Below are 21,917 nucleotides of genomic sequence, written 5' to 3' on the forward strand. Positions count from 1 at the left end.
TGCTACTTTCGGTTTTTGTTGAATTTTTAGGCTTCAAAAGTCCCGCACTTCGCCAATACTTTTTCCGTTATCTGCAACCTTATATCGCTTATGGAAAAACAATTTATAGATATTTTTAAAGAATTTTTATTATCAAAAGGTTATCCTGAAAATAGTCTATTGTTTGAATTCAAATCCTCTAAAATTCACCCAAAATTCAGACCTGATTTATTAGTTATTGATACAGAAAATGACAATTTTTTATGTTTATTTGAATTTAAATCTTCAACTTGGGAAAAAAGTGATTTAATTAATGAAATAAACTATTATCAAGATGATTTTCTATCAAATTTACAAGAAGATATACCTGTTTATTTAGTTTTAAGTTTTGGATTTGGAAAGGATTTTCAAATTTTCGAATTGACAGATGGGTCCCTAAAACTAATTCCAGATGATGAATTCCCAAGATATGAAACCCTTGTATCACAGCAAAAAACTGAAGAAAAAATTGAAAAAGAAAGAATCCAAAAATATAAAATTGGAGAATTAAAAGAAAGAAAAAAAAGAGTGTGGTTAAGCTCAATGCTTTCCATTTTAAGTCTTGTCGTTGGAATAATTACTGTGGTTTACTCACTAAATTTGAATAAAAAAACAAACAACTCCTCAACTTTTTCATCATCTTGCAAGTGTGATTCTATTAAAACTGAAATAAAAAATTTGAAAACATTAATAAATCAAATTGACAAAAAAACAAATCAAAATGTAAGTTCGTCCAAGAATAACCCTGTAAATTCGGATATAGCAGATTTAACAAATAGAATAGAAGTTATTGAAAAAGGAATTTCAGATAATCCTGAAAAAACACTTTCTTTACTTAATATGAATAACGACATTTCTCAATTAGAAAAAAGTGATGAATCTATAAGGGAAATCAACAAAACAGAAATAGAATCTTTAAAAAATGAAATGGAAAATCAAAACTCGTGGATATCAGGATTATTAATAACAATTTTTGGCCTTGTTTTAAGTTTTGCAGTTCCAAATCTTTTGGCAAATATTAAAGAAAATAAATAAAACTAAAAAGGCTGCAGATAACATAGTATTATATAAAGTCTATATAAGTTGTCCTTTATTCATGGTGTTTTCTTACGTTTGTATTAAAAAAAGTACAACATATGTACAACAAATCAGAAAACATCGATGAATAGGTAGATTCCACGCTTTTGTTGTTTGGCTTCAAAATTCATTGATTGATAAGATGCTAATTTTTCGCAGTAATAATCATGGCTTGCTTTAGCATAGCCATTTTTTATTAGCTCCTCGTTCAAGCATTTGCCATTCGGAAGGATGATATATGCCAATTGTCGTTTCCAGAAGTCTACACTATTTTTGGGTTCTGTTAAGATTGTGATTCTTGTACCGACAGGTGCAAGACTTAACACATAATCTAAACTCATCAGCCCAAATTGTAGAAGCATCGCGGCAGGAACATGGCTCTTGGCTTCATCGTCTTTCATTTTACGACTTATTCTAACTTCCGGTGCATCTACCCCCCACCAAACGAAATGTCCTAAACCAGCATTAACAAAAAAAGCCTAAAACAACGATAAACAAAAGGAAAAAGCCCAAAAAAGCCAAAATTTTGGACACGAAACAAAATGTCATTAAATACCATTTAATTACCATTTTAACCGATATTAAATACCATATAAACCCGCACATCTGCGGGTTTTATTATTTTATAGACTAATATCTGCCACACGCCCACCAAATGGGCGTTTTTGCTTTGTAGTACTAGCCATAAACCCACAAAAAAAACCAAAAAAATAAGAAAGTGTAGATTTTACAAATAATGCTTTGGGGTTAGGTTTGGGGTTAGGTTTGGGGTTAGGTTTTATTTGTAATTTATTATGAACTGAATCACATATAGATATCTAAAAACATATAAAAAGGCACTAAATAGATAAACTCACCCCCCTATTTTGCAAGTGTAAAAACAAGAAAAACACTGATTATCAGTGGTTTTTATAGTATTTCATTAAAATAAGGCTCTTATTTCGCTAAATGTCGTTTTAGTTCTTGTACATCAGCTTCCAGATCATTCATACGATCATAGACATCTGCTGGATCAGGAAGTTGGAAATTAAGATGTAGTTTGATCTCCCAAACTTCTTTTATTGTTGATGGTTCGATATTCTGATTAGGAAAGTTTCTCCTATTGTCAGATTTACAGATCAAATTGTTGTATTTTTCAATCCTGTTGATACAACGTTTAACAATACCATCTTCAATCTCATTGGATATGATAGCGTAGATTTGATTGTCTTTAATATCCTTCACCCAGTCTTCAACAAATTGACCAACGACATAACTTTTATTAGGGAGTGTCGGAAACATGGAATTACCTTCTATCTCAAACATTCGGAATATTCCGTTGTTGAGGCCTGGCATTCGATAAGTTGGTAAATCTTTGATGAATTTTGGATTATTATAGCCTTGAAGATAGCCTGCTTGTAGTTTCTGTGGAACTAGAACAATGTTGTCGTTGTTATGAGAATCAACCGTTATAACAACAGGTGGCTTAGAGTTTTTTCCATCAGATTTAGTCTCATAATTTTTCAACATAGGTTCTTTACCAGTTATTAAAAAGTTACCATCTATATCTTCACACTTTGTGTGTATTCTTTCATAATCTAGAGTATTTCTTGCATACCAATTCGATAAAGTATTTGGTTTAATTTCCAAAAATCTAGCAAAATCGGCATCACTTTTAAAATTATAGTGCGATTTTATTTTATTCAAAATCAGCACTTTATCTACAAATTCACTCATTTCGTGTATTTTATTTTGTTTTTATTCCCAAATTGTGTTTATATTTGTTCACACAATAGGAACAATTTTTAAAGATGAACAAAACTACACAAAAAAGAAATAGATACAATACTGATGTAATAAAAAAAATATCAGAAAAGTATTCAGTAACAACAAGATACATTCAGCATTGTTTGTTGGGTGACAGAACTGGGATATTTCCTGATAAAGTAAAACAGGAATATAATACTCTAAAGTCTCAAGTAGAAGAGGTTCTTAACAATTCACTAAATAAAGATTAATATGAAAAAAATCATTAAGATGCTTCATTTCATTTACAGAAAGGTAAAGCACAAGTCAAAGCCAGTAACAGATGTGACGACAAACAGAAAAGAAATAGCAATCGTAACCGAGATTTTCGGATTCGTAATCAAAACAACTTATAAAGCAATATAATATGGCTATACTTAATATCGAGGTACTTCCTGACTGCCAAATTCCGGATCATGTATATGATGAAGCTGTCGAATTATTTCAAAATCATTTAAAAAAATACGCTGAAGCGCAACTGTTGATAGATGGAAGTTCTTTGGTCCTTTGTGACAATCTAAAGAAAATCTATATAACGGATAGTCGCCCGATAGGTCCTTTAGGTCGATCGAGTATTGCATTGTATAAAAATTCAAGAGGTGTTCGTAATGTGATTTTAACGCCTGCACTTCAACAGAAGAGCATTCAACGTCGAAACGGATTGAAAAAAGTAAATTCTTAACATCAGCTTTCACGCTTTTCTTTAACATAACTAAATTTTTAAGTGACATTACAAATTTAGTAAAAATCCCACCACGGCTTTGCGAGGTTTCGACACCTCGGTGGGAACAATTTAAAGAACTTTTAAATCAAGTTTAAAAATGTATCAGTTTTATCAAAATACTTTAACGGTACCTGCTAGAGCTTTGTATGAGGATTTGGATGTGATGTCTGAATCTAACTATAAGTATTTATGTAGTAAGGGAAAAATTAACAGAGTGCGTACCGCTCGAGGTTTAGATAATACTGCATTAGTAGATTTTGAAAGTCTTCCTGAGCGTTTCAGAGTTGATGTTGTTAAAAAGTTAGGTTATCCACCACGTAAAACCGTGCAAAATCTTATTCTTAACTATTTCAAAGACGATTACGAGGCTGTTGATTTTTACGCCAGTTATAAGTTGGATGATTTTACAAGTTTAAAACCTGAAAAGCAGGATGAGTATGTTAAGAACGCTCAAATGCTTTGGGCGTTGGATTCTTACATTAAAGACATGAAGTCTTTCCGTAAAGCTCGTGGCGGCTCTATTACAAAGATTTGGCAAGATGCAGCGCAAGCATGTAAAGAGGTTAAAGATTATGTAGGTCACACATTACCTGGTACCGACAGAAGACTTCGTGAAAAACTAAGCGAATTTCTAGAGCAAGGTTACATCGTATTAGTTTCAGAAAAGTTTGGAAATAAAAACTCTGTTGCCGTGAAAGACAATCAACAAGAAGCTGTATTGCGTGAGCTTTTCCGTAAGTGGCAAGGCTTTGACAATGTACAAATCGCTGATCAATACAACCCAGTTGCGAAGGCTCTTGGTTGGGCTACACTTTCGCCAAACAGCGTAGGCAATTACCGTAAAAAATGGTCAACGAACACGATTAGTTTCTCTAAAGGTATTAAAGAGTTTGACAATAAAATAAAAATGCAGATCAAACGTAAAGCTCCCGAATTTGCCATGGCATATTGGACGCTCGATGGTTGGGTTGCAGAACTTCTATATCAAGACTTTGACGGTGTAACAACTTATCATCATCATTTGACGATTGTTGTTGTTTTAGATGCATCTTGCAAGTATCCTGTTGGTTATGCTATTGGCGAACAAGAATGTCCAGAACTTATTAAAGCAGCACTCCGTAATGCGGTTAATCATACAGAAGAATTATTTGGTTTTAAACACCAAGTTTACCAAGTACAAGCCGATAATTACAGTACAAAGGTAATGACACCGATCTATAGAGGTGTTGCAAAAAACTATATCCCAACAAAGGTTGGAAACGCAAAAGCGAAAGTTATTGAACCGTGGTTTGCTTTTTTTAATGAAAAATATTGCAAGCCACAAAGTAACTGGAGCGGTTATGGGGTTAAATCCAAAAAACAACCGAATCCTGATTGGTTACAAAAGAATAAAAAGAACTTTCCTACAAAAAAACAAGCTTATCAACAGCTAGAAGCTTTGATTGAACAGGCAAGGTTAGATGTCCGTGATAAGTATCTGGAAACTTACGCAAAATCGCCTGACGATCTTAAAACCGAGTTATCATATAATGATTATATACTGAATCTAGGTGTTAAGAAGTCTAAAACAACAAAGCACCGAGGCGAAGGTATTGAGTTTCGTGTCAATAACATCAAATACAGTTATGAGAGTTTCCAATTAGAATTTAGAAATCATCTGCATTTAGATTGGACGATCTTCTTTGATCCTCAGAACATGGAAAAAGTCTTGGCATACAATGAGGAATCAGCTTTGTCTTTTGAACTTGAAGAAAAATATATCCAACCAATGGATATCTACTCTCAAGAACGTGAAGACCGCGACGAAATGGGAAGAGTCAGAAAATTTAACAGGCAATTAGAAGCCCACGTTCTTGAAACCCGAGCGGATGATGCTAATGAAATTTTGAATTTAGTCTCTTCACAAAACAAATTAAATGATACACTGAAAAAAATTCTTATTACAGATTCAGTCGGACAGCATAAAGACCAATTGAATAAACAAATGGCTGCAACTGCTGAAAAGACCAAAGAAAAGCAAGAACGCAAGGTTAAGAGTCAGGAGCTGAAAGACCAAATTGTAAACGAAGATGAATATTATAAAAATAAAATTAACACCAATAAATATCTAGACAATGAATAATGACGTGAAAAAGATAATTGCCGAAAAGCTGGAAGATTATCTAACAAGAAATAGAATGACCGCTACTAAATTCTCATCGCTTTCGACAGTTCCCGAAAATTATATTTCAGGCATCAGAAACGGAAAAGACTTCGTAGTAGCTGGCGAAAAGAAAGTTGCCATTGCACCTAGATATTATAAGCTGATTGCGAAGCATATTGGTTACAAGCTTGAGAAAGATTATTGGAAGACCAAGCAAACGCCTCAGTTTTTCCAAATCCTATCTTATTTAGAAGATGCACAAGAGTACGGTTATACTTATGTTTTGATTGGTGAGACTGGATGCGGTAAGACTTATGTGTCAGATATGTTTGCGAAACACAATGTACAGGAAGTATTCAAAGTGACAGTTGGTTCTATGGATACAATCTCTGACCTACTTGATAAAATATGCGATGTTTTAAAAATTGAAACTGGTGTTTCTAAATCTCGCAAGATTCGTGAGATCATTGACAAGTTGGAAGATTTAAGATTGGATGGTTATAACCCAGTATTGATGTTTGACGAGTCAGAATATTTGAAACAAGCAACTCTTTGCAATATCAAAGAACTGACAGATCACCTCAAAGGAAAATGCGCCATCGTGATGATTGGTACCGACCAACTTGAAAAGAAAATCGACTTGCTTCGAACAAAAAACAAAGATGGAATTCCACAATTCTATAGTCGTATTAGATTAGGGATTCGTCACATCAGAGGTATTGACAGAAGTTATCCAGAGTTTGCGGACGAAGTTGCAGATAAAGAGCTTTTCAAATTTTTACAAAGTTTCTGTAATGACTACAGACAAATACATGACTTGCTTGTTCCTGCAATGCGTGAAGCTGACAGACTAAAAGTCCCATTAACTCTAGAACTCGTAAAAAGATTCCATAACCTAGGATAAAAAATATGAAGAAAGCGTGGTCATCAACCGATCTTCTAGCAACTAAATATGATGAGATTAACTGGTCAGGCGAATGGTTTGACAATTTTGAAAACCCCGAATCGAGAGGTGTTTGGTCAATAAGTGGACGAAGCGGCAATGGTAAGACAGCCTTTCTTCTACAGCTTGCTAAGGAACTTTCAAAAAAAGGAAAAGTACTTTATAACTCACTAGAGGAAGGCAATTCAAAAACAATGCAGAATGCTTGGAGAATGCACGGTTTAGCCGAATGTGGAAGAAAGATACAGTTGATTAAAGAAGATATCGAAACTCTAATAATTAGACTTAAAAAAAGACAATCGCCTAACATCGTTTTTATAGACAGTTTTCAATACACCGATTTATCATGGAAAAGTTACTTGGATTTAAAAAATCTATTTCACACGAAGCTCTTCATCTTCAATCATCAAATGAAAGGCAACAAAATCCGTGGTGAAGTTGGAGATCAAGTCAACTTTGATGCAGACCTTAAAATTTGGGTAGAAGGTTTCAAAGCCTTTTCTAAAGGTCGATATCTAGGTAAGCATTGGGAGAAAGGTTATACAATTTGGGAAGAAGGTGCTGAGAAGTACTGGGGCAATAATAAGAACTAAAATTTATGAAAAACAACATACTAAAAAAGATTTTACAACTTGATAGCATCTTTCATTTTCTATCATGGGATGACAGGATTCGGATTCATTTGTATATGCTAGAAAGGTTTCAGTCGACAACACCGCATATCCTAACAGCTTACGAATGGATTAGCAATAACCAATGGGAATCGCCAGCAATGCGCTACGGACAAGACCGACTACTCTATTTTGAAATTAAGGAAGATCAATGGGAACCAGTCGAGAATTATCAATGTGAAAATATCAATCAATTAATAAAAAATGAATAACGAAGAATTTTTCCCACCTACAGAAGAAGAGTTGCAAGACATGATCAGCACGATAAAAAAGCAACTCGAAAATTGCGACGATAACGAGGAAGGTGATAGACTTTTGCTCGAACTACACAAAAGAGAACGACAACTTAAAAAATTACAACAAAACACCGAAAATTAAAATGTCAAACGTAGAAATACCAACATTAAGTCCAGAACAGGAAGAAGCTTTGAAAGCAAAATTCCAAGCGGACGAAAAAGCAAAATTAGAAGCAAAAGCTAGTAATAAAAAGCTTCTTAAAAGTATGGAGAACGAGGTCGTTCTTGGTCAAATAGACTTCTTCATTGATAAGAGAGAAGATATCGCAAATCGCATTATTAATCTTTTTGAAAACATTGAGCCTATCATCGAACTGCGTGCTGAATGCTTCAGCAATAAAAAAAGAGAACAGGACTCGCACACCTTTACGCTTGATGATGGTTCTGCCAGTATTAAAGTTGGCTGGAACGTTCGTCCAAGTTTCAACGGAACCGAAGCCGAAGGTATTGTTAAGATTCGTGAGTATATGGCATCCTTAGCAGTAGAAAGCGATAATGAAAAAGTACTGATGGATATGATTCAAATCTTTTTGAAAACTGACTCTCAAGGCAATTATGATCCAAAGAAAGTACGTGAGCTTAATAGTATGCGTGACCGTGCCAACAACGAATTATTTAATGAAGGTATGGATATCATCAACGAAGCGATGATTGACATTCGAACATCACGCTATGCTAGAGGTTATAAGATGGTTGACTTCGGAGACGGCATTATCAAACGTGTCAACTTTAACTTCTCAATTGACTAGCTATGGACGATTCATTATTAGCAGGAATCATTGGTGTAAGCTTCATCATTGGTTTTGCAATCGGAATTATGCTGAGCGCATCTGCTAGAAGATAAGCTAATCAGCTTATAAGTAGACAATATAAGCTAAATAAGTAATAATTGTTTAACAGCCTTATAGCTCAGTGGTAGAGCGCTTCCTTGGTAAGGAAAAGGTCGCAGGTTCGAATCCTGTTAAGGCACAAAAAACATTAATTGATATGACAGCATTAGAAGAATTAGAAAACCTAATGAGTCTTCGTGAACCGCACGAAGTTGCAATAATGGTTGACGGCTTTACAAGTCATCGTACAACATTATTGGAAGAGCTCACAGAATCTGAAGTTAATATTTTACTTCAGATTTACAGACCACGTACAATACAACAACGAGAAAATGATCTGATTGAAGAATTGAAATTAAAAGAATGGCGTTCCAACATTCTTGCACTTGCAGAAAAGGTAGGTATCAAAAAGCCACAAAGCTTCCATGAGTTTAACAATTGGATGTTGACGAATAGTAAGTTTAAAAAGCATTTAAACGCTCATCGACTAGAAGAATTGCAACTACTCTACCGACAATTACAAGGTGTTAAACAGAATAATCAAAGAAGTGCTTATCGCCCCATGACAAAAGCTTGGTGGGATAAAGGACAGAAACTTAAAAATTACAACTAATGGCACTAAAAAAACGAAAATCATCATTAGATCAACTATTCCCCGAACGGGAATCTTTGAGAATAAAACCAATTTCAAATAAAAGCTTATCTAATAATAACCAACTGAATCAACAACGAGTAAGTAAGAAAAAATGATAACAATTTCACAAATAAAGATTGGGCAAATCGTCCAAATTGGAAGGCATCCTTTTGAATATAAAGGACAGAGAACCGAAAAGAAGAAAGGTATTAAAACCTCTGTTTATTGGTTTTATGGAACAATGACAGCAGAAATAAAAAGTTTTAATGTGACCAAACCGCCAACGTTCGCAATTGTAGGAGGTGGTATTTATAAGATGAACTAATGAAAACCACCAAAATCGACAAAGCAAGATTAGAAGGCAAGATTATCATGTATCTTAATAATGATAAACTTCTTGTCGTCAACAATTGTATGAGTGGACTAGACCAGTTGCAAATCAATAGCGTTCCTAAGCCTCAAAAATCAATTGTTTCAATTTGCTTTGAGCTTCGCACAGAACTTTTGCAAAAGGCGGTGAAAACAAGGTTAAATGATAAACACTTTGCTTTTAAAATGTCATTTCATAAAGCTGAAGCTTTGCAAAAGTTCTTGACAGATTACGAGATTTATTTTCCTGATAGCTTCGGAACCTACGAGAATAACCTCATACTACAAATTAAAACAGAACTACATCAACAACTACTATGAGAACATTTATCGCAAAAAGTAATAAAACAGGACTCAAGATTACTTTTAATTATGATCATGCTGGTGTGTTACGAGAGCTTATTTTTGATGGCGATTGGAATTCAGAGTTAGTACAAAAGATTATTTCCAGAATACCAACCGATGTAAAAACAATGGAAACGGATATCAATAATCAAAAGCCGACTAATGCTTGGATGTTTTCGGAAGTGACTGATATTTCTTTTGAAGCTTTTTATAAAAGATATCCAAAGAAAGTTGGACGCAAAGAGCAAACCGAGAAAGCCTATAACAAGTTAAGTGATGCCGAAAAAATGGAGGCTATTCTGTTTGTAAGCGAATTGATAAAACTAAAAAGTGACGGTACTGCTTTTCCGTATCCAGCCACTTATCTCAACCAAAAGTATTGGAAATAATGATTAGTCTAACCGAACAAAAACCCGACCTCATCAAAATGGAAATTAAAATGCACATTCCGCAAATGGATGTTATCAACTTTCTACAAAAGAAAGGTTATGAATTAAAAGCTTTTTCAATCGTTGTTCCTGCCTGTGAAGAGTTTTTAACAAGTGAGCCTGCATTTCTTTTTAACACCTTTACAGCAACAAAAGAAGGCGAATTACAAACCGAAAAGACTCTTTATTTAAAAGTATTTGAAAAAGAAATTATTAAAAAATTAAATGAAATTGAAAGCTAGCATTAAAGCTAGCTTTTTTTATATTTATAAAAAATATTGAATGAATAGAATTATACTTATTGGTAATGGCTTTGATATCGCACATGGCAAAGCAACCAGCTATAAAGATTTTATAAATAATTTTTGGAAGCAAGAGGTTTCAAATATGATTTCCTGCGTTGATGAGGTATACGAAAGTGATCATGTTACATTTGATAAAGGTAGAATAAATTTCAGTCAACATCAATTTCCAGAACATAGTTTTCTATTTTTTAAAGAACTTTCTAAAACTTACAAGTTACATTTCAATACGAAAAACAAATTCATAACATACATTACAAACAAGTTAACTGAGAAAAACTGGGTTGACATTGAAAATGAGTATTATCAAATATTACTCGATTTTATGCAAGTTGATAACTTCAGAAACTTCAACAATATTTATGAGGATATTTATGCATTTCACAAGGATTTTGATCAATTAAAAAAAGCTTTAGAAAATTATCTTGTTAAGATAGAAGAAACCTATTCTAAAAATAATTCTTTAGAGATACAAGAATATATTAAAGAAAAAATATATGAAGATTACTTTTATACTGATCTAGGGACAAGTACCATCAATCACATAATAAATGAAAATGAGATACTCATGGAAAAAAGTGATAATGGGATTCAAAACATAATTTATAAAAGAATTAAACAACTTAAAGAAGTAAAAAAATTAGGTAACAACTCGTCGGGATTTAAAGAAAGTAGAAGTGATGATAAGAAAAACAAAATAGACAGAATTCTTGCATTAAACTTTAACTATACAAATACCGATAGCTTGTATTTAAAGGAAAATACTGGTATCACATTACTAAACGCAAGACCGCAGCTATTAACAGATTTAAAGACAACAACTATGGACACAATTCACATACATGGTGAATTACAAAATGAAAATAATCCTATGATCTTTGGATTCGGAGATGAGCTAGATGATGATTATATAAAACTTGAAAAATATAATGATAATGAGTTTCTAAAAAATGTAAAATCTATTGAATATCTAAAAACAACCAATTACAAAATGTTGTTAAATTATATTGATTCTGACCTTTTTCAGATTTACGTTATGGGACATTCATGTGGTAACTCAGACAGAACTTTACTGAATACACTATTTGAGCATCCTAACTGTAGTACTATTAAAGTATTTTATCATCAAAAAGAAGACGGATCGGATAATTTCCAAGATATCGTAACTAACATTTCAAGAAACTTCAATAATAAGGCAAGATTAAGAGAAATTGTATTAGATAAATCTCTATGTTCTCCTTTGGTTCCGATAGAGATACAAAAAGAACAAATCAGAAAAAATAACGAACTAGCAGCCAAAGATCAACAACTCTTAGATTTGTTATAGATTTGTTAAAACCATTGTTTAAAACACTACAATATTGCATAACTTTTTTATTAATTTTTATATTTTTTTATTTTGAGTACTTTTTTTAGTGAAAAAAACATATAAAAAATATGTAAAATGACTATAAAAAGACTATAAAATGATTTAATATTGCTTAATGTGGATAAGTTGTAATTATTGTCAAACGTTGTGTTAGAAAGTGTTAGAAAACATTAGGAAACGTTAGAGCCCGGAAACGAAACAATTTTATGTACAATTGTTTGTTTATATATACAAATTATATAAATTAGCTATATAACAAAATGGCACCCATTTATATGGATGCCTGTTAAAAAGTTAAACAAAAAATTGGTCATTGAGAAACCTGGTAATTTCCACAATGATTAAAATAGCTGAATATAGATCAGCTAAATCTACTTCGGATTTAAAATCCAACTTAAAATGAATTTTCAAATTCATAAATGCTAGAAAGCTGAATGTTCTGATTAATATTCAGCTTTCTTGATTAACAAAGATAAGAATGACTCATCGAAAAAGAAAATTATGAAACACCTAAATCGTTGATTTTCTTGTTAATATTGTAAAAAGTTTTCCACAGAATTCGCCAAGCTTTGATTATTAGATAGTTAGTAATTTTTTAACATTAAGTTATCCACAATAGTCCATTATAATATTAAACTTTTATCGACAATACACTGTCCGTCAACATTTTAGAGTTAAACAAAAATGTCATCATCTAGATATTTCGATTAAATATTAGTACATTCTTATTTATATATTAAGTCTTAAAATCAGTAAAATAGCTATCAATATTGTAATTTATATATGCGATTTTGTCTGTAATAAATTTGATATTGTCTAACTTTGACAACAATTTACTTCCAACCTATGAAAAAATTATCTTTTTTAATCACTCTATTCTACGCTACATTTATGTTCTCTCAAAAATTTGAGCTGACAATGAATAATCTTGTAAATGCAGACGACTCATCAAAAAACTATGTAGTTTTAGAATTTCCTGATAAAACACAAGCTGAATTATTTAAAGCTTCAAAATTATATTTCAACACTCGCTATAACAACCCAAAATTTGTTACAAGTGAAGTTGAAAATGAACAGATTGTAATAAATGCATCGGCACCAAGTTCCGCAAAAATTAGAGCTGGAATTTCTTTTGATATTAATTATAATGCTGCCATTAGTTTTAAAGATGGCAAAATAAAAATAGACTTATCTATTAAAGATTTTGAAAGATATATTCCTATTACAAAATATGGTGGTGGACGTGAAAGAGATGGTATAATAGGTTTTGACCTTGGTCTGTCTAAATCTGGTATATTTTCTCAGAAAGGAAAACTGATTAGTGAAAAAGGCAAAGAAACAACTGAGAATTTTGCAAATAATTTTATCTCAGATTTGAGAGCAGGAATTGAAAAAAATGCTAGCTCGAACAATTCGGATTGGTAAATTACAAAACCCTAAATAACAAAAAACGCCAACTTGCTTTAAGTCAGGCGTTTTTTTATTTTTGTAGGAATGCAACAAACAAATACTTTCAAAGGGCGTTCTTCCATCCACATCAACAGACGAAACCATCGTCTGTCGGCACGTTTCTATTGGTACAATTGCATTATAGGTCTTAAATTTTCTAAATGCTTGGCGTTGCTAGATGAAGAGTTCGACATTACAGAATCTACCATTTGCGATTTACTTTCTGAAAATGCCGACCTCATCTCTCATCTAGAGCGCAACAATGTTACAGATAAACAATTGTCGCAGCGTTATCCTTTTATGAACTGGAAGTATCTTCACGCCAGCTCGTCTCAAAAATCTGTACAGCTGTCTTTAGACCTTTTCTCATAGCAACATCACGGATGCTATTTCGCTTAAAAGCATCAAAGCCGTTCGCTTCAAAACCTTGCAATTTTCGGTATATTTTTTCAGATAAGTCTAAATATGCAAGTGCTCGGTCTTGCGCTTCTTTTGGTGCGTTTCCGTTACTTTCTCCCGCCATTTTGTAAATGACAGTCAGCTCCATTGTACTTGATAATATTTGGAAAATATCCTGTACATCATCAAGAGTTTGAGAGCTTAGGTTGACTAGAACCGCAGGATATGAGATTGGCGGTTTTTCTTCCTGAAGTTGTCCGTAATTAAGATCAACATATTGTATTTCGGGAATCTCCGAAAGCAGTTCTAACAACTGCAAGTATAGTTTTTTCATAGTTAAATAGTTTTCATTCGACTTCTAATGTATGCTAAAGTTTCTCTTCTTATTTTGGCTCGCAGATAAGGCGATTCGGATTCATGTCCAATAAATTTTCGTTTAGGGATATTCTGCTGAATAGTTCTTTCAAACTCAGATACACCAACGGTTTTTCCGTCTTTCATTTTTCGGGTGTGCGGTTTAACCTGTTGTTTAACTTCTCCACGAAAACCTTCATTGTGTACTCTCGCATACGGAACATCCGTACCACCCGCTTGGATGTAAACTGCATTGTCAACAATCCTCGAAATCCTGATACTTCTTTTAAGTTTTGCTGTTTTTACCAAAATAGCTCTGTCGGTTTCGTCTCGTTTGCCCCACTTGGTTGGATTCTTTCTTTTTTGCCAAGGCTCTGTATTATCACCCAACCACGCTTGACGTTCGAAATTATCAAGTGTAAAGTTAACCGCAGCTTCACCAATAACTGGAGGCAGCTCCCGAAGTGTGGCAGCGACTTTTTCCTGTATTTTGCGCAAAGCCTCTTCTGTGGATTTAAACATTATTTAATTGATATTTAAAAAGTTTTGTATATTTGTAACGCAGGGAACGAGATAAGCAATTATCCCCCTGTTTATTAATCAGAATTGATGAATGTCAGTTCTGATTATTTTTTTACCATTGATTACAATTAATTTTGGTAATATCCCATCATAAAGCTTTAAGGCTTCTTGTAGTAGGCTTTCTGCATTCTCTTTTGGAAAATATAATGTGCAAACATCAGCTCCTTTTTCAACCGCTTGTCTAATTCTTTTTGCTACTGTTATCGGACTGTTTCCTGTTAAAGACTTAATTTCATTTTTATAACCATTGATATAACCTTCTATATGTTTGGTGTCAAATCCTTTCTCGCTTTCCAGTGTTGATTCATATCCATTATCGAATAAAATATTGTGAGCTTCTTTCTCTAGATAACCTCTTTCTTTATCAAAAAGATGCTCAACATGAATAGCTTTAACACCTCCATTATCTCCAAACTCAACATCATAGTAATTGGAATCCGCTTGTAATCTCTGAAATTTTTCAAATCGTGCTGCAAGTTTGTCAGCTTCTTCTAAAACCTCATCAGGCGTATTCTCAATGTATTTATTTTTATCAGTAAATATTTGCCCAGTTACACCAACATTATTTTGAAAAGCTTCAGGGATTTTTGGAAGTACAAAATTTTCGCTTGGCTTTCCATAGCGTAATTTCTTCGCTGTGGTTCTACAGTTAAAATGATTCGGAGGAAAATAATACGCCAGTACAGGATCATCAACTTCAAAAATCAAATTATGCAACGGACTACATATCTCCGAGGTTCTTCCATCTTGTACAACTATCAACTGAACATAAGGGAAAATATGTTTGTCTCGTTGTATTTCCATCCACAGCCTAGACATTTGCGCACCTGCAACTATCGTATCGTATTCAGTTTTTAGATATCGATTCGATTCGCCAACCACAAACATTGCTTCTCTTTTGAACTCAGACCATGGGCGAAGACTACCATCAGGACGGAGAAGCAAGTTGTTAAGCCTCGCATTATCATTATGATTCTTTGCAACAGAGAACTTCCAAATATTTCGCTTGAGAAGCTCACGCATGACATGGTCGGGACTATCATAATCGATACCGACACCAAATTCCCTATCAATAGGTTTTATCAGTTCCTTTCCTAATTTGGTAACAAACGGTTTGCTTGGTGTGCCGTCATAGCCTTGGTTCTGATAGATGGATTTAACTTGATTCATCCATTCAGCGGCTAAGAGATCAGCCCAGTCTGGTTGTTTTTGATGCGATAAAAAATGCCCATGAGAACAAATACTTTCGTATTCGTTATCTAGTCGCTGCCAATCCAGCTCCGCATATAGATAAAAATCTACTGCGGAGCGTGGTCGAAAAAATCTTTTAACTTGTCAAAAAATGAAAGCTCTTTTGCCTTTACTTTCTCTTTTGTTTTTTTTGTTGGCTTTTCTTTAGCTGGATTTGGTTCTTCTGTATCTGTTGTCGGTTGTTCTTCAGAAGAAGCTTCTCTTTTCTTTTTAGATCGTGGAAGTCCTGAAGCTTCGAACCACCAATCTTCGTCCACGCCATCTTCTGTATTAGCATCCACTTTTTCGGCTATCTCCATTTTTTCCTTTAAAGACATCGAATCTTTTTTAGGATATAGAAACCAACCGCTTCCAACTGGAAAACCTCGTTTCTCTATTCGTGGCAAAAATTGATGATTAAGAACCTCAATAATATATTCTCTATCATCTTCAAAAATTGTGGCTTCTGTATCTGCGTGAACTTCGCCCTGTGCTCTCGATGAACCTTCCTTGGTTGTCATGGTTTGACCAGCAAGACCAATCAATATTTGTTCATCAAGCCACTCTAAAAATTCTTTATGTACAGCCCCGTTTGATTGTGATGATATACTTTTAATATCTGAGTTTTTACTTGCAACGATAGAACCACCCGCACCACGGCTTTCCATTGTGCCTTCCATTTCTTCACGTCCGTTTTCGTCTTCAGGATCATAAAGTGCTGCTAAAATCGGGATGCCCCACAACTCACAAAACTCCGCATAGTCACTTCCTCCGTTTCTTTTAAAAATGGCATACGGTGCCGCTTCCATGAGTAAGCCTAGATCATCATCTTCACCAACATTTAGTAAGAAGTCTTCATTCTCATAACTCCAACCTGTTTCGTCCGAAAGGTCTTTTAAAATAATCTTCTTGGCGGTGTCAAGATTTTTTCGGGCAATTTTTTCAACTTTAAAACCGTCAGCAAAATCAAGCTCAAGAATAGTTTTACCAAAGAATCGTGTGAGTAAAATCTCACGCAACATAATTCTAAAGGCTGGCGACTTTATTAAATCCGTCATCTCATCAACTTCCTGATTATCCTTTGCAAACTGCAAACCTCCTAAAGTCACATTACGAATCCTTTTTCTGATAGCTTCTCCAATGACAGGGTCTTTGATAATGTTTTCATAAACATCATAGAGTTTCGCACGTTTTCCACGATCCGCAGACTTAACGCCCGAGATGTGAGTGCTGATATCCATTGCATCTCTCTTTGGTGGTTGGACAACCATTACTTGAGATATTTTTACACCTTGTGATTCTTGCTTTTTTAGGGATGCGGTTCTGAATCCCATTTGTCTTTTCGTTTTCATTAGTAGCGATTTTCTCTTTTGGTGTTGGACTTAAAGCTGAAAGAAGCACTTTTGTTGGCTTCAAGTTCTCTCTTTGGTAGATTGGTTGGCATTCCTTTGAAGACCGATTTTAACCAAGCGTTTGCGGTGTTGAATCGCTTTTCTTTGTCGTCATAATCGATACTTGGATTGGCTAATCCGATAAGCTTCCAAATAGCAATATCTTTGATGAATTCAACTAACAAAGTACTTCGGGCTTCACCAGTTTTAGCAAAGATTACTTCGGTATCATATTGTTTTAAAAGAAAGGATTCGGCGTATTCTATTGCCATATCAATGGCGGCGACTGCAATGGTTTCGTCACTTCGGATAATGCCAGCAATCTCTTCGTCATAGGCGTGAGTCTTTAACTCCGCTACACTTATGAATTGGCTCATATTTAATATCGGTTTTTAGTTTTTATTATGTTGAAAATTCTTGGCTTTGTCGGTTCTCCAAAGTTTTTAGTATCAATAATTGTCACACCACCTTCTACACAGTCAGGCGCATCATCATGAGCTCGGCTTTTGGGAGATAATGCGAGAAACTGAAACTCCACTTCCTTCATGTCCTCAGTATCTTTTAATTCTTCATTAAAGATTAGTTTGCCCGCAGTATTGAGTGGTTCCAGCTTGGCTTCGATACGGTAGATTTTCTCAGGCTTTTGACGAGGGTCAGCTTTAAGATTTAAAGTAATGTTATGACGCTTGTTGGCTTTTTTTATTTCCATTTTTAAGGCATCATCAATCCAAGGATATTCGATATATAGATAAAGTGCAGATTTATTATCAACAAACTTTAAAGCCTCAAATTGCCAATCCACCATATCACGTACGGAAGTCTTTCGACACCTAATCCAAATAACATGATATTCATCTTTCCATTTTCCTATTAAAGCAGTTACTTTAAAATCTCCATTCTTCTTGTAACTGGGGTCGGTGTATAAGACTAAATATTTGTATTTGTGAAGCGGCTGAACCTTGCCATACTTCAGCTTTTTAAATATTTTACCTAAAACAATCGGATTGTTGAAGTATTCTTTTTGTGCTGAAGCTGCCGAAATTTTAGATAGAACACGATCGATCATTTCTTCCGTGTTCTTTGAAAGCCATGTTGATTTTCCGTTCTTATCTCTAATGTTTACAATCTCATAGAAATCGGCAATCTCCATTGCTTTTTTAATACAACAGTAATCGGCAATGATGTTACCATTAAAGATTACAAGTAATGGATTTGAGATTGAACGTGTACCATAAACAGCCTGTTCAAACCATTCCCATTTCTTATCAATGATATCAGGATTACGGCAATCTTCATCTGTGTCAAAATCATCCATAACAACAGAGTCAGGTCGAAATTCTTCATTTCTTGCACCCCTTGGTGCTTGTCCTGCTCCCACTGCAATAAACATGGAACCTGAACGAGTTACAAATTCATCCTCCGCCCAATTACCATAATTAACTTGTGATCCATAATCATTGATTAGTCTCGGATTCTTTTCAAAAGCCAATTTGTAAGGCTTTAACAATCTTACAGCTGCATCTTTGTTGGCAGAAATCATCAATGTAAACTTCTTTTTACCTGTGCAATGCAGGTACAAAAGTTCCATCATGGTTCGACCTGACTTTGATAACTCCCTGGACCAAGGTCGGACCTCGTAAAATTCTGGATTGCTTAAAACCCTTTGAGTTGATCTTTTATGAAATCCTTCAGGTTCTGCGGTACAATACTTTTCAAAATAGTATTTAAACCACTTTTCAGGATCAGCTTCAAGTTGTTTAATCCGTTTCTCTTTTTCTTCCTCCGTTTCTGTGGTATCAACAATCTCTGTATTTTGGAGTGATTTGTAATACTCATCCCAAAAGCTAATTGCTTCTTTTTCCTCACGGGTATTTACAAGCTTTTTCTTGATAACCATTACCCACGGATTTTAGATTTAATAAATGAATCAGCGATATGTGAAACTTCTTTAGCGTTTTGTAAATCGTTTCTTCTAATGAACTTTACAAAAGCTGTCATTACTGAAATTACTTCAGGGATTCCCGAATCCATTTCTAAGGTTGCAATGTCTTTAAGAAGTGACCTACGAAGCTGTGCCTCCTTGAAATCGGCAAAACGTTGTCCTTCAGGTTTTCTTTTGATATGTTCTTTGAGCTCTGCTAGTTCATCATACCAAGAAGCTAATAGTTCATCCCTTGTTAAAGGAATGTTTCGTTTTAGTTTTCCCCAGCCTTCGTCTTCAATCCATTTTGAAATCGTTTTTGGAGTAACATTAGTTCTTAATGCTAGTTCATCTTGTGTAATTTCTTCTGTTAAATAAATAAGCTTGGCTAGTTCCTGTTTCTCTTTGAGTTCATCCTTTGTTAATCGTCCTTTTTTTGCCATTTTTTCGGTATTAGTTTTGGCAAAATTGCTTCTATATAAGGGCTTATCGAAGTTGACGATTTATGATACTCTATTTTTCAGGGTATCATACCCTAGAATCTCGGGTATGATACTTTGCCAACTTTTTCTCCGTGGTTTAATAGTGAAATTTTGCAACAGAAAAAGAAACAAAAAGCGAAAACAACCATGAGCAAAGCGCCTCTTTTTATTACCAATGATGAAGCTGTATTAAATTCTTACGGATTTGCAGTTTTGACTTCAGGAATAGATTTAAACCAACGATTTTCAGAAAATCCAGTGTGTCTAAACAATCATTCAAATGATACAAAAGATGTGCTTGGAAAATGGATAGATATTGAGATAAAAGAAGGTAAGTTATTTATGCGACCTGCTTTCGATACGGAAGCCCCCGAAGGAAAAGAAGTGGTTAGAAAGGTACTAGCTGGAACTATTAAAGGATGTTCTCTTGGGATAATGTTTGATCCAGCGGATTTAGTCAATGAAAATGGAAGGCTTATTCTCAAAAAATGTATCCTGTTTGAAGTATCCATTGTCGCAGTTCCTTCTAATGGAAACGCAATAGCTCTATTCAATATGGATGGAAATCCAATCACTGAACAGGAAATCCAATCGCTTTGTCTTTCTCTACAAACCGTAAATCCATTTAACAACGATAAAACAATGAAACTATTAATCGCACACCTTCAACTTGCCGAAGGTTCTACTGAAGAAGCTATTCTATTGGCCGTAAAAGCCGTAGAGCAAAAACTAACCGATTCTGAAAACAAGTACACAACTCTGAAAGCAAAGTTTGAGGCATTAGAAACTGCTAATGCCGATAGAAACAGAGCTGAATTAACCACTGAACTTGACTTAGCGGTCAAAGATGGTAGAATCGATGAAGCTGGCAAAACGCCAATTCTTGAGCTTTCACATGAAAGTGCAATGAAGCTTTTGAAGTCATTACCCAAACGTAAAAAATTGAAAGATGAAATGACGGATGAAGACGAAGCTTCTGCTGAATCTAAATACGGAAAACTAAGCTGGTCAGAACTTGACAAAGGCAATCACCTCGCAAAACTAAAAGCTGACTTCCCAGATTATTACGCCGAGCGTTTTGAACTGCAATTTGGAAGAAAGCCGAACAACTAAACTGTTGCAAAAAATGCAACAGTTCACAAACAAAAATTAATAACCATAAAAACTCATTAATACGATGGCTTTAGAAATCGAAGTATGGCACTCGACCATTCAAGAAAAACTACTAAAGGATAATGCCTTCCTTACACAGGTGTCTGATGTATCCGAAGATTATATTATCAACGGTACGATTGTTCATGTTCCACAAGCTGGAGAACCTTCGGCGGTTGTAAAAAATAGAAGCGTTTTCCCAGCGCCAATTGCAAGAAGAACAGATTCGGAAGTTCTTTACAAAATTGACGAATACACAACCAATCCGATTTGGATTCACGACGCTGAGAAAAAAGAGCTTTCTTATGATAAACGTATGAGCGTTTTGAGTCAAGATGTAAGCAACCTTTCTCAAAATGTTGCTGAAGGAATGTTAACCAACTTTGTTGTGTCTCCAGTTGGAACCAACAACACAATTCCTGCTGCAAAAATTTTGCAGACTTCGGGCGAAGCTGTTGTAACTGCTTTGGCAGGCACAGGTTCGACAGGAAACAGAAAGGCATATTCATTAAGAGATTTGCAAGTGTTAAAAACTGCGCACATTAAAGAAAACAGCTGGGAGGAAGGGAATATGAACGTGCTTTTAACAGCAGATGCATCAACACAAATGTTCCCTGTAGAATCCGCAATTACTGCGACCTACATGGCATCAGTATCAGAAGCTGAACGAAGATTAGGTGTGATGTTCAAAGCACAAGGCTTTAACATCTTTGTGAGATCAAGTGCCTACACAGTTGCAGGTGATAATACTATAAAAGCATTTGGAGCAGTAAACGTTGCAACGGATTCTGAGGCGATTATCAGTTGGAATAAAAATATGCTAGAGAAAGCTATCGGTAGAACTCAAGCATTCGAGGATTTAGGAAATCCAGTTTATTACGGTGACATCTATTCATTCCTTGCAAGAATGGGCGGACGTGCAAAACGTAAAGGTTTCGAAGGTGTATTCCTTTTGAAGCAAGCGGCATCAGCTTAATTTTTTCATATCAATTATACCAAATTGAATCTCCTTTTCGGAGGGGA

At 34.6% G+C, this 21,917-nt stretch carries 27 protein-coding genes, 1 tRNA gene and 1 pseudogene; 20 read left to right on the forward strand and 9 right to left on the reverse strand.

What is annotated here, in order from left to right; genetic code table 11:
• The first annotated feature begins 90 nt into the window (after positions 1-90).
• Positions 91-1,053 carry a hypothetical protein gene (locus AC23MB_RS11905; RefSeq protein WP_487787364.1) on the forward strand — a complete coding sequence of 321 codons (963 nt, stop codon included), beginning with the start codon at positions 91-93 and terminating at the stop codon, positions 1,051-1,053.
• Between the two features lie 113 nt (positions 1,054-1,166).
• Here AC23MB_RS11905 and AC23MB_RS11910 read toward each other — a convergent pair.
• Together AC23MB_RS11910 and AC23MB_RS11915 are read right to left on the reverse strand one after the other, a co-directional pair.
• Positions 1,167-1,523, reverse strand: a pseudogene (locus AC23MB_RS11910) (thermonuclease family protein); the annotation flags it as partial.
• A 508-nt stretch (positions 1,524-2,031) separates the two neighbouring features.
• A complete protein-coding gene (locus AC23MB_RS11915; protein WP_487787365.1) occupies positions 2,032-2,811 on the reverse strand; it encodes a LexA family transcriptional regulator in 780 nt (259 codons plus the stop codon).
• A gap of 282 nt (positions 2,812-3,093) precedes the next feature.
• Here AC23MB_RS11915 and AC23MB_RS11920 point away from each other — a divergent pair, with 282 nt between their 5' ends.
• From AC23MB_RS11920 to AC23MB_RS12000, 17 genes are all read left to right on the forward strand, one after another.
• Positions 3,094-3,246 carry a hypothetical protein gene (locus AC23MB_RS11920; RefSeq protein ID WP_487787366.1) on the forward strand — a complete coding sequence of 51 codons (153 nt, stop codon included), beginning with the start codon at positions 3,094-3,096 and terminating at the stop codon, positions 3,244-3,246.
• A 1-nt stretch (position 3,247) separates the two neighbouring features.
• Positions 3,248-3,562, forward strand: a complete 315-nt coding sequence (locus tag AC23MB_RS11925; RefSeq protein ID WP_487787367.1) for a hypothetical protein — start codon at positions 3,248-3,250, stop codon at positions 3,560-3,562.
• A 139-nt stretch (positions 3,563-3,701) separates the two neighbouring features.
• Positions 3,702-5,726 (forward strand): hypothetical protein, encoded by a 2,025-nt coding sequence (locus AC23MB_RS11930; RefSeq protein WP_487787368.1) that lies wholly within the window; start codon positions 3,702-3,704, stop codon positions 5,724-5,726.
• Between the two features lie 4 nt (positions 5,727-5,730).
• Complete coding sequence (locus AC23MB_RS11935) at positions 5,731-6,651, forward strand: AAA family ATPase (RefSeq protein ID WP_487787369.1); 921 nt, start codon at positions 5,731-5,733, stop codon at positions 6,649-6,651.
• 5 nt (positions 6,652-6,656) lie between these two features.
• Positions 6,657-7,283: a hypothetical protein gene (locus tag AC23MB_RS11940; protein WP_487787370.1), complete on the forward strand. Its 627-nt coding sequence runs from the start codon at positions 6,657-6,659 to the stop codon at positions 7,281-7,283.
• A 5-nt stretch (positions 7,284-7,288) separates the two neighbouring features.
• Positions 7,289-7,573: a hypothetical protein gene (locus AC23MB_RS11945; protein WP_487787371.1), complete on the forward strand. Its 285-nt coding sequence runs from the start codon at positions 7,289-7,291 to the stop codon at positions 7,571-7,573.
• Positions 7,566-7,739 (forward strand): hypothetical protein, encoded by a 174-nt coding sequence (locus AC23MB_RS11950; RefSeq protein WP_487787372.1) that lies wholly within the window; start codon positions 7,566-7,568, stop codon positions 7,737-7,739. Before AC23MB_RS11945 ends, AC23MB_RS11950 begins: the two co-directional genes overlap by 8 nt.
• Before the next feature lies 1 nt (position 7,740).
• Positions 7,741-8,406: a hypothetical protein gene (locus AC23MB_RS11955; RefSeq protein ID WP_487787373.1), complete on the forward strand. Its 666-nt coding sequence runs from the start codon at positions 7,741-7,743 to the stop codon at positions 8,404-8,406.
• 149 nt (positions 8,407-8,555) lie between these two features.
• A tRNA-Thr gene (locus AC23MB_RS11960) sits at positions 8,556-8,627 on the forward strand.
• A 17-nt stretch (positions 8,628-8,644) separates the two neighbouring features.
• Positions 8,645-9,100 carry a hypothetical protein gene (locus AC23MB_RS11965; RefSeq protein WP_487787374.1) on the forward strand — a complete coding sequence of 152 codons (456 nt, stop codon included), beginning with the start codon at positions 8,645-8,647 and terminating at the stop codon, positions 9,098-9,100.
• A 133-nt stretch (positions 9,101-9,233) separates the two neighbouring features.
• A complete protein-coding gene (locus AC23MB_RS11970; RefSeq protein ID WP_487787375.1) occupies positions 9,234-9,446 on the forward strand; it encodes a hypothetical protein in 213 nt (70 codons plus the stop codon).
• On the forward strand, positions 9,446-9,811 hold the full coding sequence (locus tag AC23MB_RS11975) for a hypothetical protein (protein WP_487787376.1): 366 nt from the start codon (positions 9,446-9,448) through the stop codon (positions 9,809-9,811). The genes AC23MB_RS11970 and AC23MB_RS11975 overlap by 1 nt, the downstream gene beginning before the upstream one ends.
• On the forward strand, positions 9,808-10,224 hold the full coding sequence (locus AC23MB_RS11980; protein ID WP_487787377.1) for a hypothetical protein: 417 nt from the start codon (positions 9,808-9,810) through the stop codon (positions 10,222-10,224). Before AC23MB_RS11975 ends, AC23MB_RS11980 begins: the two co-directional genes overlap by 4 nt.
• The gene (locus tag AC23MB_RS11985; protein ID WP_487787378.1) at positions 10,224-10,505 is read left to right on the forward strand and encodes a hypothetical protein; all 282 of its coding nucleotides are present in this window, start codon (positions 10,224-10,226) and stop codon (positions 10,503-10,505) included. The genes AC23MB_RS11980 and AC23MB_RS11985 overlap by 1 nt, the downstream gene beginning before the upstream one ends.
• Positions 10,506-10,545: 40 nt before the next feature.
• Positions 10,546-11,892, forward strand: a complete 1,347-nt coding sequence (locus tag AC23MB_RS11990) for an AbiH family protein (protein WP_487787379.1) — start codon at positions 10,546-10,548, stop codon at positions 11,890-11,892.
• An 888-nt stretch (positions 11,893-12,780) separates the two neighbouring features.
• Positions 12,781-13,359, forward strand: a complete 579-nt coding sequence (locus tag AC23MB_RS11995) for a hypothetical protein (protein ID WP_487787380.1) — start codon at positions 12,781-12,783, stop codon at positions 13,357-13,359.
• 69 nt (positions 13,360-13,428) lie between these two features.
• Positions 13,429-13,755, forward strand: coding sequence for a hypothetical protein (locus AC23MB_RS12000; RefSeq protein WP_487787381.1), 327 nt, complete (start codon positions 13,429-13,431; stop codon positions 13,753-13,755).
• Here AC23MB_RS12000 and AC23MB_RS12005 read toward each other — a convergent pair.
• From AC23MB_RS12005 to AC23MB_RS12035, 7 genes are all read right to left on the reverse strand, one after another.
• On the reverse strand, positions 13,682-14,116 hold the full coding sequence (locus AC23MB_RS12005; protein WP_487787382.1) for a hypothetical protein: 435 nt from the start codon (positions 14,114-14,116) through the stop codon (positions 13,682-13,684). The two genes, AC23MB_RS12000 and AC23MB_RS12005, sit on opposite strands and share 74 nt — an antisense overlap.
• A 2-nt stretch (positions 14,117-14,118) precedes the next feature.
• Positions 14,119-14,658: a phage virion morphogenesis family protein gene (locus AC23MB_RS12010; protein ID WP_487787383.1), complete on the reverse strand. Its 540-nt coding sequence runs from the start codon at positions 14,656-14,658 to the stop codon at positions 14,119-14,121.
• A gap of 78 nt (positions 14,659-14,736) precedes the next feature.
• Complete coding sequence (locus AC23MB_RS12015) at positions 14,737-15,888, reverse strand: minor capsid protein (RefSeq protein WP_487787384.1); 1,152 nt, start codon at positions 15,886-15,888, stop codon at positions 14,737-14,739.
• Between the two features lie 128 nt (positions 15,889-16,016).
• Positions 16,017-17,300 (reverse strand): phage portal protein family protein, encoded by a 1,284-nt coding sequence (locus AC23MB_RS12020; RefSeq protein ID WP_487787385.1) that lies wholly within the window; start codon positions 17,298-17,300, stop codon positions 16,017-16,019.
• Entirely contained in the window at positions 17,300-17,716 is a 417-nt protein-coding gene (locus tag AC23MB_RS12025) for a hypothetical protein (RefSeq protein WP_487787386.1), read from the reverse strand. The genes AC23MB_RS12020 and AC23MB_RS12025 overlap by 1 nt, the downstream gene beginning before the upstream one ends.
• 2 nt (positions 17,717-17,718) lie before the next feature.
• On the reverse strand, positions 17,719-19,236 hold the full coding sequence (locus AC23MB_RS12030; RefSeq protein WP_487787387.1) for a hypothetical protein: 1,518 nt from the start codon (positions 19,234-19,236) through the stop codon (positions 17,719-17,721).
• Positions 19,236-19,703 carry a transcriptional regulator gene (locus AC23MB_RS12035; RefSeq protein WP_487787388.1) on the reverse strand — a complete coding sequence of 156 codons (468 nt, stop codon included), beginning with the start codon at positions 19,701-19,703 and terminating at the stop codon, positions 19,236-19,238. The genes AC23MB_RS12030 and AC23MB_RS12035 overlap by 1 nt, the downstream gene beginning before the upstream one ends.
• Before the next feature lie 186 nt (positions 19,704-19,889).
• Here AC23MB_RS12035 and AC23MB_RS12040 point away from each other — a divergent pair, with 186 nt between their 5' ends.
• Complete coding sequence (locus tag AC23MB_RS12040) at positions 19,890-20,855, forward strand: HK97 family phage prohead protease (RefSeq protein WP_487787389.1); 966 nt, start codon at positions 19,890-19,892, stop codon at positions 20,853-20,855.
• A gap of 64 nt (positions 20,856-20,919) precedes the next feature.
• The gene (locus AC23MB_RS12045) at positions 20,920-21,870 is read left to right on the forward strand and encodes a hypothetical protein (RefSeq protein WP_487787390.1); all 951 of its coding nucleotides are present in this window, start codon (positions 20,920-20,922) and stop codon (positions 21,868-21,870) included.
• Positions 21,871-21,917: the final 47 nt, after the last annotated feature.

The organism is Soonwooa sp. T0.1_25, assembly GCF_057652215.1.

Coding starts and splice junctions, on each gene's coding strand:
- AC23MB_RS12035 (WP_487787388.1), bottom strand. CDS start 19,703: ATGGCAAAAAAAGGACGATTAACAAAGGATGAACTCAAAGAGAAACAG.
- AC23MB_RS12010 (WP_487787383.1), bottom strand. CDS start 14,658: ATGTTTAAATCCACAGAAGAGGCTTTGCGCAAAATACAGGAAAAAGTC.
- AC23MB_RS11925 (WP_487787367.1), top strand. CDS start 3,248: ATGGCTATACTTAATATCGAGGTACTTCCTGACTGCCAAATTCCGGAT.
- AC23MB_RS11995 (WP_487787380.1), top strand. CDS start 12,781: ATGAAAAAATTATCTTTTTTAATCACTCTATTCTACGCTACATTTATG.
- AC23MB_RS11950 (WP_487787372.1), top strand. CDS start 7,566: ATGAATAACGAAGAATTTTTCCCACCTACAGAAGAAGAGTTGCAAGAC.
- AC23MB_RS12015 (WP_487787384.1), bottom strand. CDS start 15,888: ATGAATCAAGTTAAATCCATCTATCAGAACCAAGGCTATGACGGCACA.
- AC23MB_RS11990 (WP_487787379.1), top strand. CDS start 10,546: ATGAATAGAATTATACTTATTGGTAATGGCTTTGATATCGCACATGGC.
- AC23MB_RS12025 (WP_487787386.1), bottom strand. CDS start 17,716: ATGAGCCAATTCATAAGTGTAGCGGAGTTAAAGACTCACGCCTATGAC.
- AC23MB_RS11940 (WP_487787370.1), top strand. CDS start 6,657: ATGAAGAAAGCGTGGTCATCAACCGATCTTCTAGCAACTAAATATGAT.
- AC23MB_RS11905 (WP_487787364.1), top strand. CDS start 91: ATGGAAAAACAATTTATAGATATTTTTAAAGAATTTTTATTATCAAAA.
- AC23MB_RS12030 (WP_487787387.1), bottom strand. CDS start 19,236: ATGGTTATCAAGAAAAAGCTTGTAAATACCCGTGAGGAAAAAGAAGCA.
- AC23MB_RS12005 (WP_487787382.1), bottom strand. CDS start 14,116: ATGAAAAAACTATACTTGCAGTTGTTAGAACTGCTTTCGGAGATTCCC.
- AC23MB_RS12020 (WP_487787385.1), bottom strand. CDS start 17,300: ATGAAAACGAAAAGACAAATGGGATTCAGAACCGCATCCCTAAAAAAG.
- AC23MB_RS11980 (WP_487787377.1), top strand. CDS start 9,808: ATGAGAACATTTATCGCAAAAAGTAATAAAACAGGACTCAAGATTACT.
- AC23MB_RS11975 (WP_487787376.1), top strand. CDS start 9,446: ATGAAAACCACCAAAATCGACAAAGCAAGATTAGAAGGCAAGATTATC.
- AC23MB_RS11985 (WP_487787378.1), top strand. CDS start 10,224: ATGATTAGTCTAACCGAACAAAAACCCGACCTCATCAAAATGGAAATT.
- AC23MB_RS12000 (WP_487787381.1), top strand. CDS start 13,429: ATGCAACAAACAAATACTTTCAAAGGGCGTTCTTCCATCCACATCAAC.
- AC23MB_RS11965 (WP_487787374.1), top strand. CDS start 8,645: ATGACAGCATTAGAAGAATTAGAAAACCTAATGAGTCTTCGTGAACCG.
- AC23MB_RS11945 (WP_487787371.1), top strand. CDS start 7,289: ATGAAAAACAACATACTAAAAAAGATTTTACAACTTGATAGCATCTTT.
- AC23MB_RS11930 (WP_487787368.1), top strand. CDS start 3,702: ATGTATCAGTTTTATCAAAATACTTTAACGGTACCTGCTAGAGCTTTG.
- AC23MB_RS11915 (WP_487787365.1), bottom strand. CDS start 2,811: ATGAGTGAATTTGTAGATAAAGTGCTGATTTTGAATAAAATAAAATCG.
- AC23MB_RS11920 (WP_487787366.1), top strand. CDS start 3,094: ATGAAAAAAATCATTAAGATGCTTCATTTCATTTACAGAAAGGTAAAG.
- AC23MB_RS11955 (WP_487787373.1), top strand. CDS start 7,741: ATGTCAAACGTAGAAATACCAACATTAAGTCCAGAACAGGAAGAAGCT.
- AC23MB_RS12040 (WP_487787389.1), top strand. CDS start 19,890: ATGAGCAAAGCGCCTCTTTTTATTACCAATGATGAAGCTGTATTAAAT.
- AC23MB_RS11970 (WP_487787375.1), top strand. CDS start 9,234: ATGATAACAATTTCACAAATAAAGATTGGGCAAATCGTCCAAATTGGA.
- AC23MB_RS12045 (WP_487787390.1), top strand. CDS start 20,920: ATGGCTTTAGAAATCGAAGTATGGCACTCGACCATTCAAGAAAAACTA.